This window comes from Actinoplanes oryzae (assembly GCF_030757795.1).
Taxonomy (GTDB): domain Bacteria; phylum Actinomycetota; class Actinomycetes; order Mycobacteriales; family Micromonosporaceae; genus Actinoplanes.
This window is the reverse complement of record NZ_JAUQWH010000019.1, coordinates 36,509-48,522: the sequence shown is the minus strand read 5'-3', so window position 1 is coordinate 48,522 and position 12,014 is coordinate 36,509. Positions and strand designations below refer to the sequence as shown.

General features: G+C 75.7%; 7 protein-coding genes. 4 read left to right on the top strand and 3 right to left on the bottom strand.

Annotation, left to right across the window (positions count from 1 at the left end):
• The first annotated feature begins 126 nt into the window (after nucleotides 1-126).
• The 4 genes from RBH18_RS09590 to RBH18_RS09575 all read left to right on the top strand — a co-directional run bounded on the left by RBH18_RS09590 (nucleotide 127) and on the right by RBH18_RS09575 (nucleotide 7,500).
• Entirely contained in the window at nucleotides 127-3,333 is a 3,207-nt protein-coding gene (locus RBH18_RS09590) for a S8 family peptidase (protein WP_306205899.1), read from the top strand.
• A 115-nt stretch (nucleotides 3,334-3,448) separates the two neighbouring features.
• A complete protein-coding gene (locus RBH18_RS09585) occupies nucleotides 3,449-3,841 on the top strand; it encodes a response regulator (RefSeq protein ID WP_306205897.1) in 393 nt (130 codons plus the stop codon).
• Nucleotides 3,838-6,516 carry an ATP-binding protein gene (locus RBH18_RS09580; protein WP_306205895.1) on the top strand — a complete coding sequence of 893 codons (2,679 nt, stop codon included), beginning with the start codon at nucleotides 3,838-3,840 and terminating at the stop codon, nucleotides 6,514-6,516. The genes RBH18_RS09585 and RBH18_RS09580 overlap by 4 nt, the downstream gene beginning before the upstream one ends.
• 99 nt (nucleotides 6,517-6,615) lie before the next feature.
• A complete protein-coding gene (locus tag RBH18_RS09575; RefSeq protein WP_306205893.1) occupies nucleotides 6,616-7,500 on the top strand; it encodes an ATP-grasp domain-containing protein in 885 nt (294 codons plus the stop codon).
• On the opposite strand, the gene RBH18_RS09570 is transcribed toward RBH18_RS09575, so the two are convergent.
• From RBH18_RS09570 to RBH18_RS09560, 3 genes are read right to left on the bottom strand one after another with little or no spacing between them, the layout of a single operon-like run.
• Nucleotides 7,497-9,386, bottom strand: a complete 1,890-nt coding sequence (locus tag RBH18_RS09570) for an ABC transporter ATP-binding protein (RefSeq protein WP_306205891.1) — start codon at nucleotides 9,384-9,386, stop codon at nucleotides 7,497-7,499. The genes RBH18_RS09575 and RBH18_RS09570 overlap by 4 nt on opposite strands.
• Complete coding sequence (locus RBH18_RS09565; RefSeq protein WP_306205888.1) at nucleotides 9,383-10,909, bottom strand: ABC transporter transmembrane domain-containing protein; 1,527 nt, start codon at nucleotides 10,907-10,909, stop codon at nucleotides 9,383-9,385. The genes RBH18_RS09570 and RBH18_RS09565 overlap by 4 nt, the downstream gene beginning before the upstream one ends.
• 11 nt (nucleotides 10,910-10,920) lie before the next feature.
• A complete protein-coding gene (locus tag RBH18_RS09560; protein WP_306205886.1) occupies nucleotides 10,921-11,964 on the bottom strand; it encodes an ArsR/SmtB family transcription factor in 1,044 nt (347 codons plus the stop codon).
• Nucleotides 11,965-12,014: the final 50 nt, after the last annotated feature.

Below are 12,014 nucleotides of genomic sequence, written 5' to 3'. Positions count from 1 at the left end.
CAGGGTTCCGGAAGCCGACCGTCCGGAACCCTGGCTAGGGTGCCGCGCATCGACGCCGACCCCGACGGCAACAAGGCACCGCCGCCTGATGCAACTTTCCGGCCGGGTGATCCAGTCGTACGGGGTATGACGAAGTTCGATGCTTTACCGCGGCTGGCGGTGGTGGCCGTCGTGGCGGTCCTCTCCCCGTGCGCGATCGTGCTGCCCTCCCCGGGCCGGGCCGAGGCCGCTCCGACGGCGGGACAGGCCTACGAGGTGACGCTCGTGACCGGCGACCGGGTGAAGGTCTCCTCCCCGCACGCCACCACCGCCGCCGTGCAGCCCGGCCCCGGCCGCGAGCACCTGACGTTCGCCACCACCTCGGCCGGCGGGCACCTGCGGGTGATCCCCTCCGACGCCGCCCGGCTCGTGCGTACCGGGCGGGTCGACCGGCGCCTGTTCGACGTCACCGAGCTGATCCGGCTCGGCTACGACGACGCCCGCCGCCCCGACGTGCCGCTGATCGTGCGCTCGGCGACCGCCGCCCAGCTGCCCAAGGTGACGACCACCATGCGCGCCCGGGGCGCCGAGCCGACCCGCGACCTCGCGGCCCTGCGGTCCGTGGCGATGAAGGCGCCGAAGCGGGACACCCCGGCGGTGTGGCCGGCGCTGAAGGACAGCACCGTGCAGACCGTGTGGCTCGACGGCAAGCGGCAGCCGCTGCTCGACCGCAGCGTCCCTCAGATCGGCGCCCCGGCCGCCTGGCAGGCCGGGCTGACCGGCGAGGGCATGACCGTCGCCGTGCTCGACACCGGCGTCGACGAGTCGCACCCCGACCTCGCGGGCCGCGTCACGTCCCGGTCCTTCACCGACGGCGAGACCGACACCGTCGGGCACGGCACGCACGTCGCCTCCACGATCGCCGGCGACGGCACCGCCTCGGGCGGCAGGTACAAGGGCGTCGCCCCCGGCGCGCGGATCCTGTCCGGCAAGGTCTGCGCGGGCGCCGGCTGCGACGACTCGGCCATCCTCGCCGGCATGCAGTGGGCCGCCGTCGAGCAGCACGCCAAGGTGATCAACCTGAGCCTCGGCGGCCCGGACACGGCGTCGATCGATCCCCTCGAGGAGGCCGTCGGCACGCTCAGCGCGCAGACCGGCGCCCTGTTCGTCATCGCCGCCGGCAACGACGGTCCCGCCGCGGGCACGGTCGGATCGCCGGGCAGCGCGGACGCCGCGCTGACGGTCGCCGCCGTCGACCGGGACGACGCGGTCGCGGACTTCTCCAGCCGTGGTCCCCGTACGGGCGACGGGTTCGTCAAGCCCGACATCGCCGCACCCGGCGTGGGCATCGTCGCCGCCCGCGCGACCGGCACGGAGATGGGCACGCCCGACGCGCAGTTCCCCGGCTCCTACGTCGCGGCCGACGGCACCTCGATGGCCACGCCGCACGTCGCCGGCGCCGCCGTCCTGCTCGCGCAGCGCCACCCGGACTGGACCGGCGCCCAGCTCAAGGCCGCCCTGACCGCCTCCGCCGAGCGCACGCCCGGCGCCCCCACCGAGATCGGCGCCGGACGCGTCGACGTCGCCCGCGCGCTGCGGCAGAGCGTGGTCTCCGAGCCGGTGTCTCTGTCCTACGGCACGCAGCTGTGGCCGCACGACAACGACACCGCGGTGACCAAGACCGTCACCTACCGCAACCTCGGCCCGGCGGCGGTCACCCTCGATCTCGCGCTGGACTCGCCGGCGTTCCGGCTCGGCGCGGACACCGTCGCGGTCCCCGCCGGTGGTACGGCCCAGGTGAGCGTCACGGCCGACACCCGCGCGCTGGCGGTCGGCGTGCACCAGGCGCACCTGGCCGCCACCAGCGGCGACAGCCGGGTCGTCACCCCGGTCGCGATCGAGAAGGAGCCGGAGCGCTACCAGCTGACGATCAAGCACATCGGGGCCGACGGCGCGGCGGCCGCCGACTACTTCACCCAGATCTACACGCCCGGCGACGGCGGCGACTTCTGGACGCCGTGGGACGCCTCCGGGACCGTGACGCTGCGGCTGCCCAAGGGCCGCTTCACCGCCGGGTCCTACGTGTTCGCCGGCGCCGGCGTGAGCATCCTCTTCCAGCCCGAACTGGAGCTGACCAAGGACACCACGCTGGTCTTCGACGCCCGCGACGCCGTACGCGTGACCCAGAGCGTGGACCGCCCGGACGCCGAGACCCGCGTCGCCGAGGCGGGTGCCGCCGGAGCGGGCTGGGGTTACAGCGCGTCGGCGCCGACGTTCGGCGACCTGAGCATCGGCCGCTCCGACGGCGGCGGGGGCGCGGGCCTGACCGGGCACGTGAGCAGCGTCTGGATGCAGCGCGACAGCGGCGAGGACCACGCGGGCAGCCCGTACGCCTACTTCGCCGGCGACACGGTGACGGGTGAGGAACTGCTCGGCGGCTACCGCAGGGCCTTCACCACGAAGGACTTCGCCGCCGTCACCGAGACCTTCCGCGGCCGGGGCCCGGACACCGTGGCCAACCACTGGCACGAGGCCACCGACGCGGACGGCAACTACGTGGTCTCCGGGGCGCCGCGGGTGACGGCTCCCGGCGTACGGGTCAGCTATCTCACCGGCGACCCCGGCCTGCGCTGGATCGCGGGCGCGAACATCGGCCGCCCCAGCGAGTGGGGCGGCATCGAGGGCAACGTCCTGCACGCCCCGGCGCGCACCTACCGCCCCGGGCAGAAGCTCGCCGAGACGTGGGGCGCCGCGCCGCAGGCCATGCAGTTCGAGGGGCGCATCCCGTGGTTCCAGCGCTACCAGGACCAGATGGCGGTCACCGTGCCGTGGGCCGGCGACGGCGGCGGGCACTCCGGCTACGACCAGACCCAGGACGTCACCACCCGGCTCTACCGCGGCGACGAGCTGATCGCCACGGACGCGGGCGGCGCCTACGCCGACGGGCTGCCGGCCGAGCCCGCGCGCTACCGCGTCGAGAACGACACCGCCACCTCGCACACCGTCCTGTCCTGGACGTCGGGCGCCTCCGGCGAGGTGGTGAACCTGCCGGTGTTCGCCGTGCGCTACCAGCCGCACCTCGACGCCGCCGACACCGCCCGCGCCGGCACCAGGGACCGCATCCCGCTGACGCCGGCCGGGCAGGCCGGGGCCCCGGTGACGCTGCGCGCGCTGACGTTCGAGGTCTCCTTCGACGACGGCGCGAGCTGGGTCAAGGCACCGATCGCCGGGTCGGCGGCGACGGTGGTCTACCCGAAGGGCAGCGGCTGGGTGTCGACCCGGGTGCGGGCCACCGACAGCGCGGGCGGCACGTTCGGCCAGACCGTCACCCGCGCGTACCGCTACACGCGCTGACCCCCTCCGGACCCGGCACGACCGGCGCGGCGCCCACGCCGGTGCGACGCCTGCCGTGCCGGGTTCCGGCTCATCGGATCGCTGCGGCCGCCGAAGGGAGGGGTGAGGGGGCGATGTGGCGACGGTGCTGGTGGTCGACGACGAGCCGGACATCCGTGACCTCGTGGTGAAGCGGCTGGTGCAGGAGGGGCACGCGGTGCTGGCGGCCGGCGGCGGGGCGGAGGCGCTGGCGCTGGTCGAGGCCGGAGGCCCGCCCGACGCGGTGGTGCTGGACCTGGACATGCCCGGCATGGACGGTCTCGAGCTGCTCGAGCGGCTGCGGCTGCGGCACCCGGATCTGCCGGCGCTGATCCTGTCGGTGTTGTGGGGCGGCGACGTGTACGACCGCGCCCGGCAGGTGCCGGCCGTGTTCGTGGCCAAGCCCTTCACCGGGGCGGCGCTGACGGCCGGCGTGCGGCAGATGCTCGGCCTGCCCGGCTGCGGCGCCGGCATCGAGGTGGGCGGATGACGAGCGGACGGTCGTCGGTCCTGCGGACGCTGGGCTTCGCGGCCCTGTACGTGGTGGCCACCTACGCGGGCCGCAAGACGGTGATGGACGCCACGAACCTGAGCCTGGTGTGGCCGGCCGCGGGTGTCTCGGCGGTGTGGTTCGTCGCGCAGCGGGCGTCGCGGTGGCGCTGGCTGGACGCGGTGGCGCTGGCCGGGGTCACCATGGTGGTGAACACGGCCACGGGCGCGTCCTGGCAGCTCGCGGCCTTCTTCGTCGCGGCGAACCTGGCCCAGGCGATGATGTTCGCCTGGCTGTTCGGGCGGTGGCTGCCGCATCTGTGGGGTGGCGGCGGGCTGCAGCCGCTGGCCCGGCTGCAGGAGCTGTGGCGGCTGGTCGCCGCGGCGTTCATCGCCACGGCGTGCGGAGCGGTGCTCGGCCCGACCGGGGTAATGATCGTCAGCGGGTTCTACTCGTGGCCGGCCACCGCGGTGTGGATGACCCGCAACACCGTCAGCATCCTGCTCATCGGCGTCGCGGGGATCCGGCTGGGGCACCTGCTGCACACCCGTACGCCCGGCAGCGTGGGCAGTCTGCGAGCGCGCTCGCGCGCGGCCTGGGCGGCGATGCCGTCGCTGCGCCGGCTGGAGTACGGGGCGCTGGTGCTGGCCTCGGCCGGTGCCTACGTGCTGGCCTTCGGTGCCTCGCAGGGGCTGCCGCTGGCGTTTCCGCTGCTGGTGATGACGGTGTGGGCCGGGTTGCGGCTGCACACCGGGTTCGTCATCGTGCACGACATCGTCTTCGGCACGGTCGCCGTGCTGTTCACCCTGGCCGGGCACGGCCCGTTCGCCGCGATCGACTCCCATCCGCTCCGGGCGCTCATCGCGCAGCTGTTCGTCGGGATGGTGGCGGTGGTCGGCCTCGCGCTGGCGCTGGGCCGCGACGAGCGCACGGCCCTGGTGTCCCGGCTGCGCGGCTCGGAGCAGGCGGCGGAGGGCCAGACCCGGCTCATGAGAGCCATCGTCGACTCCTTGACCGAGGGCCTGACCGTGGTCGACGGGCAGGGCCGGCTCCTGCTGCGCAACCCGGCGGTCCGCCAGTTGCTCGGGGGAGTGGTGAGCAGCACCGGGCAGATGGCCGATCCCGGCTACTACGGGCTGTTCCACCCCGACGGCACCCCGCTGGAGGGCGACCAGATGCCCTACCGGCGGGCTCTGGCCGGTGACCCCGTGACAGCGATGGACATCCTGGTCCGCAATCCCGGCGTACCCGACGGCCGCATCGTGAGCGTCAGCTCGAGCGCGATCCCCGGCGAGCTCGACGGCATCCACTACGCCGTGACGGTCTTCCACGACGTCACCGCCGAGCGCCGCCACCGCGACGAGCTCGCCTCCTTCGCCGGTGTGGTGGCCCACGACCTGCTCAACCCGCTGGCCACGGTCGAGGGGTGGACCGAGTTGCTGGCCGAGGCCTTCGCCGAGGACCCCGGCCATCCGGCCGCCGCCGAGGCCGCCGACGGGGTCGCGCGCATCCGCCGCGCCGCCGGGCGCATGCGCAACCTCATCAACGACCTGCTCGCCTACACCACCGCCCGCGACGCGTCGATCACCCCGATCCCCCTGGACCTGAACGCGGTGGTCACCGACATCGCCACCGCCCGCATCGACCAGGCGCAGAGCAATCACACGCCCGTGCCGGTCTTCGACATCGGCGAGCTGCACACCGTCCAGGCCGATCCGGTGCTCGTACGCCAGCTGCTGGACAACCTGATCAGCAACTCCATCAAGTACACCGCCCCCGGCGTGGTCCCGAGCCTGCGCATCGCCAGCGACACCGAGGGCGACCAGGTGCGCGTGACGATCACCGACAACGGCATCGGCATCCCCGCCGGGCAGCACACCAGCATCTTCACCAACTTCCACCGCGCCCACCGCACCGGCGGCTACACCGGCACCGGCCTCGGACTCGGCATCTGCCGGCGCATCGTGCAACGGCACGGCGGCACCATCACCGCCGCCGACAACCCTGCCGGGCAGGGCTCCCAGTTCGTGTTCACCCTGCCCGCCGAAGGCGTCGCCGTGCGGGCCCACGAGCCCGCCGCCCCGGACGTCCCGCCGCGCGAGGTCAAGGCGCCGCCGGCACCGATCGCCCCGACGGCCGCCCTGCCACCGCCGGCGCCCGCCCCAGGCTTCGAGCAGACCGCCCGGCTGGTGCTGGACTATCTGCACGAGCACCTGCCGCTGGCGTTCTGGGCCGTGACCCGGGTGGAGAACGGCCGACAGGTCTACCTCTACCTCGACGACAACGGCTACGGCCTGCGCCAGGGCGACAGCCACCCGTGGGAGGACAGCTTCTGCGTCCACATGGCCGCCGGGCGGGCCCCGGCCGTCGCACCCGACGCCCAAGGCATCCCCGTCTACGCGGCGGCGGGCGTCAACGACCTGATCGACATCGGCGCCTACGCGGGCGCGGTCATCAGCGAGCCCGACGGCAGCGTCTTCGGCGCCATCTGCGGGCTCGACCCCCAGGCCCATACGGGCGACAGCCGCCTGACCGGCGCCGAACCCCTGCTCGCCCTCCTCGGCCGCATCCTCACCGCGGCCCTGGCCGCCGACCGCGCCCGGCAACGCCCGGACACCCCGCCGATCGAGCACCACAGCGACGCGCACGCGGGCCTTCCCGCGGGACGGCGCTAGCGACCGGCGAGCGAGCCGCGCTCACGGCCCCGCAGCCCCCCGGGGCCGGCACCGCGAACAGCCTGCTCGTGCTCGGGCCCGGCTGGGTAGGGTAAGGGGGTGGCTCGCATCGGACTAGTTACTACGGATCCTGCCGGACTGCGCACACCCGAGCCGGACACCGGCGTGCTCGCCGGGGCGTTGCGGCGGGACGGGCACGACGCCCAGGTGGTGATCTGGCATGACGCGGGCGTGGACTGGGCGGGCTTCGACCTGGTGGTGATCCGGACGCCGTGGGACTACTCGGAGCGGTACGCCGAGTTCCTGGCGTGGCTGGACCGGGTGTCGGCGGTGGCCCGGGTGCTCAACGCGCCCGAGCTGATCCGGTGGAACATCGACAAGCGCTACCTCGACGACTTCGCCGCCGCCGGGGTGCCCGTGGTGCCGACCGCGTTCTGCACGACGGCCGGCGAGGTCGACGCCGCCCTGCGGGAGCACGGCGGCGGCCGTGTCGTGGTCAAGCCGTCGGTGTCGGCGGGGTCGCGGGACACCGGGCTGTTCGCGGCGGACGATCCGGCGGCGGCCGGGCTCGGGCGGCGCATCACCGGCGCCGGGAAGACCGCGATGGTGCAGCCGGCCCTCGACGCGGTGACCGAGGGCGGCGAGCACGGGCTGTTCTTCTTCAACGGCGAGTATGCCGGCGCCTTCCACAAGGGTCCGATCCTGCTGCCCGGCGGCGCGTACGTCGGGGGCACCTACACCAGCACCATCACCCTCGGCGCGCCGGACGACGAGGAGATCGCACTCGGGCGGCGGGCGGTGGCGGCGATCGCGGACATCACCGGGGCGCAGGACCCCGACGCCAAGCTTCCCCTGTACGCCCGGATCGACATCGCCGCGGGCACGGTGATCGAGGTCGAGGTGTTCGAGCCCGGCTACGCCCTCGATGTCCTGCCCGGCTCCGCCGACGCCTTCGTCCGGGCCGTCCGCGACCGCCTCCGCTAGGTCCGCTCGCCGGCCCCACCGACTCCGGCCGCGCTGACGTCGGTCGTGCCGGCGTCGGCCGCGTCGACGCCGGCCGCGCTGATGCCGGCCTCCCGGGCGTCGGTCGTGCTGACGCCGGACGTGGTCCAGGCGGCCCACAGCCTGGCGTACGCCCCGCCGCGCGCGAGCAGCTCGTCGTGCGTCCCCGTCTCGGTGATCCGCCCGTCGGCGAGCACCGCGATCCGGTCGCACGCGCGGGCCTGGGTCAGCCGGTGCGCGACGACGATCGCCGTGCGCCCGCGGATCAGTGCGGCGGCCGCGGTCTCCAGCTCCCGGGCGCCTGCGCTGCCGGCCTCGGCGGTGGCCTCGTCGAGTACGACCACCGGCGGATCGCGCAGCAGCAGCCGGGCGAGGGCCAGCTGCTGCACCTGTGCGGCGGTCAGCGCGTGTCCGCCCGGGCCCACGGCGGTGTCCAGCCCGGCGGGCAGGGCGTCCACCCAGGCGCCGGCCCGGACCGCGGCGAGCGCCCGCAGGATCCGATCGTCGTCGCTGCCCGGCGCCGCGTACGTCAGGTCCTCGCGCAGCGATCCGGTGAACACGTGCGTCTCCTGGGCGACGACGCCGACCCAGTCGCGCAGCACGCCGGGATCCAGATCGGTGACGGCGATGTCCCCGTCCGGGCCGGTGAGGACCACCTCGCCGCCGGTGGCCGGGAAGGTGCCCGCCAGCAGGTTCGCCAGGGTCGTCTTGCCGGCGCCGCTGCTGCCCACGAGGGCGAGCGAGGTGCCGGCCGGGACGACCAGGCCGACCCCGCGCAGGACGGCGGGCCCGGTCCCGTACGCGTGCTGCACGTCGCGCACGGTGACGGTGACCGACGCCGGGGCCTCGCGCCGCTCGCCCGGCTCCGGCGCGGGCACCAGCAGCACGCCGGCCGTGCGCGCCAGCGACGCCTGCGCCCGCTGCACGTCGTCGAACGACAGCAGCAGTGTCCCCAGCGGCGTGAACAACCGGTGGAACAGCAGCGCGGCGGCCGTCACGGCGCCGACGGTGACCAGGTCCGCGCGCACCAGCCAGTAGCCGGCGATGAGCACGGCCGACAGCCCGATCGCCTCGGCCGCGTTCATGCTCTTGCTGAACCACAGGTAGCTGCGAGCCGCCCGCAGCGCCGCCGCGACGGTGTCCCCGGTGGCCGCGGCCACCCGGCGGGTCTGCAGCTTCGCCATCCCGTACGCGTGCACGGTGTCGCGCCCGTGCAGCGACTCCAGCAGCACGCGCCCGCGTTCGGCGGCCAGCCGGCGCTCCGCGGCGTACAGGCGGGCGGCGCGCGGCAGATAGGCGCGCAGGCCGATCGCGTACACGGGGAAGACGACCAGGAAGGCCAGCGCCAGCCGCCAGTCGAGGGTGGCGAACCCGGCCGCGGACAGCGCGACGGTCACGCCGGCGCGCAGGACGTCGGCCAGCAGCGGTACGGCGGTGACGAAGTTCTCCAGGTCCTCGGTGACGCGCGAGGCGGCCTCCCCGCTGCCGGCGCTCTCCAGGGTGGCCGGGCGCAGGGTGAGCGTGCGCTCGACGACGCGTTCGCGCAGGCCGGCGGCCACGGTGACGCCGAGGCGCTCGGTGGCGCGCAGGCTCAGGGCCGTGCCGGCGGCGGCGGCCAGGACGACGGTCCCGGTCGTGAGGATCACCCCCGTCGGGTACGCACCCCCGGCGCGCGCGGCGTCGACCAGCCGCCCGAGCAGCAGCGGCACGGCGACCGTCGCGCTGGCGGCCACGGCTGTCCACGACAGGGCCGCCGCGAGCTGGCCGCGATGTCCGCGCACGGCCCTGGCCAGGATTCGCAGGCTCTGCCGCCCGGTGGCGACGGGCAGTCCCGTGGCCGGGTCGTCGTGGGTCCGCCGTCCGGTCATCGCAGCACCGCCGCGGCGTATCCGGGGTCCCGGGCGAGGTCGTCGTGGGTGCCGTCGACCGGGGGCCGGGACCCGGCGACATAGGTGACCCGGTCGCAGCGGGACAGCAGCGCCGGTGAGGTGCTGATCACGACGGTGGTGCCGCCGTCGGCCCGGCGCAGGGCCGTCAGTCCCGCCGCTGCCGCGTCCTCGGTCACGGCGTCGACGGCGGTCAGCGGATCGCGCAGCACCAGCAGCGCCGGGCGGGCGGCGAGCGCCCGGGCGAGCGCCACCCGTTGCCGCTGGCCGCCGGAGAGGTTGGCGCCGCCGTCGGCGATCGCCGTGCCGGTGTCCCCGGCCTGGGCGGCGGCCACAGCGCGGGCCGTCGCCTCGGCAGCGGCGGCGCGGCCGGTGTCGAGCACCTCCGCCAGGGTGCGGCCGAGCAGGTGTACGGCGTGCGGCTCCACCAGCGTGTCGCGGCGGTGGCGCCCGAAGGATGCGGCGAGGTCGGCGGCTACGGCCGGATCGGTGGCGACGACGCCGAGCATCTCGCCGGGCCGTACGGCGACGCCGGGGCGGACAGGGTCGCCGGTCTTGCCGCCGCGTGCGGACGAGGTGAGCAGGGCGGCGATGCGGCCGGCGCCGGCCCGGGCGGTCGCGAGGGTCTTGATGCCCGCGGCGATCCGGTCGACGGGCTCGCCGGCGAAGGACGCCATTGCCACCACGGTGACCAGGTCGCCGGCGCTGATCCGGCCGGCGGCGGTCAGGGCGGCGGCCGCGGCGGCGGTGCCGGTCAGGACCACGCCGGTCGCCAGCGCCCCGGCGGCCTCGGCGGCGGCGGACGCGGTCGCCCCGCGCAGCGCCGCGTCCAGGGACGTGCGGCTGGCGTTCCGGTAGCGGCGGACCGCCTCGGGAACGCCGCCGAACCCGCGCAGCGGCCGGATCGCGTGGACCAGCTCGGCGGCGAGCGCCGCGGCCAGCCCGGCGGTGTGGCGACCGGCGGCGATGCGGTGCTCGAGCCACGGGCCCAGCCGGTTGACCGCGAGGGTGAGCAGCGGGGCGCCGGCGGCGATGCCCAGCCCGAGCCACGGGTCGACCGACAGCAGGACGGCCACCGTCACGAGCAGGCCGGCGGCGCCCGAGACGAGGTACACGAGCGCGCGCAGCACGTCGGCGGCGGCCTTGGCGTCGGAGACCAGCACCGTGGCGAGGTCCCCGGGGCGGCGCCCGGCACCGGCGGCCGGGTCGGCGAGGACGTGGGCGGCCGTGCTCACCCGCAGGTGGGCGGCCTCCCGGGTGGTGGCCGCGGTGAGCTGCCAGAAGTTGGTGCCGCCGCCGGTGGCCAGCAGCGCGAAGAGGGCGAGGACACCGCCCACGGCCAGGGCGAGGAATCCGGGCGGGCCGCCGTCGACCGCGTGGTCGACGGCCAGGCCGATGGCGAGCGGCACCAGGGCTTCGCAGACCTGGTGCCCGGTGGCGGCGGCGCCGGCGAGGGCGAGGGCCCGGGAGCGGCGGCGCAGCGTGGCGGCGAGCAGGGGGTGCATGACCCCGGACGCTAGGAGACGGCGGCGGGGGAGTCCCAGGCTTCGGCCGGAGCCGAATCGTCGAACAGGGCGGCCAGCGTCGCGCCCGCGGGCGAGCGGGTGTAGAGGACGCGGCGGCCGCTGCGGGTGCGGGTGACCGCGCCGGTGGCGAGCAGGGCCGTGAGCTGCTCCGAGACGGTGCTGGCCGAGACGCCGAGAGCGGCGGCGAGGCCGGTCGTGGTGGCCGGTTCGGCCAGGGCGCGCAGGACGGCGGCGCGGCCGGGCCCGATCAGCTGGGCGAGGCGGTCGCGCGGCCGGCGGCCGGAGCCGGGCCGGGACGCCAGGACGGCGGCGCCGCGGGCCTGATACGTGATCATGACGATCTCGGGGTGGTCGGTGGACACGGTGATCTTGTCCTCGAGCAGGAGGACGGGCACCAGCAGCAGCCGTTTGTCGCGGGCGTTGAGCACCGACTCGTTGCGCTTGGGCAGCGACAGCACCGGCCGGTCCCAGTGCGCCCGGCCGCGGACGCCGATCAGCAGCTCCTCGGGCCCGGCAGCCGCGAGCGTGCGCGCCCGCAGCAGCACCTCCTCGTCCAGCGCCGCCCGCATCGCCGGCCAGTACGGCGCGAGGGCGAGCTCGGCGAACGCCTGCAACGCGTCGGCGAGCCGGCCGAACGCCCGCCCGGGGTCGTCGCGGTAGGGCGTCAGGAACTCCGGGACGCCCTCGGGGTAGTGCTTCGCGAGCTGCGCCACCACGAGCGCGGGCGGGGTCCGCCGGAGGGCGGCGAGCTGGTCGCCGAGCGCGGGCCGGGATCCCGCCGGCACGGGCGTGAACACGTCGGGCGTGGGGCGGCCGTGCTCGGTCCCGTACAGCTGGGCGTAGACCCGCAGCGGCGCGGTTGCCGGAGCCGTGCGCAGCACCTCGCGGGCGGTGGCAGCCCATTCCGTGTACGGCCAGGGGGCCCGCGCCGGGTGCCGGTGGACGAGCTCGAGCCCGGCGGTCAGCTCCAGCAGCGGGCTGACGGCGATCCGGGTGCGGTCGATCGTGGCGTCGCCGAAGTGGATGCGGATCACCGCGCGAGCGTAGCGCCGGCGCGCCTGGCTGTTCCGCGAGCCGTTTCCAC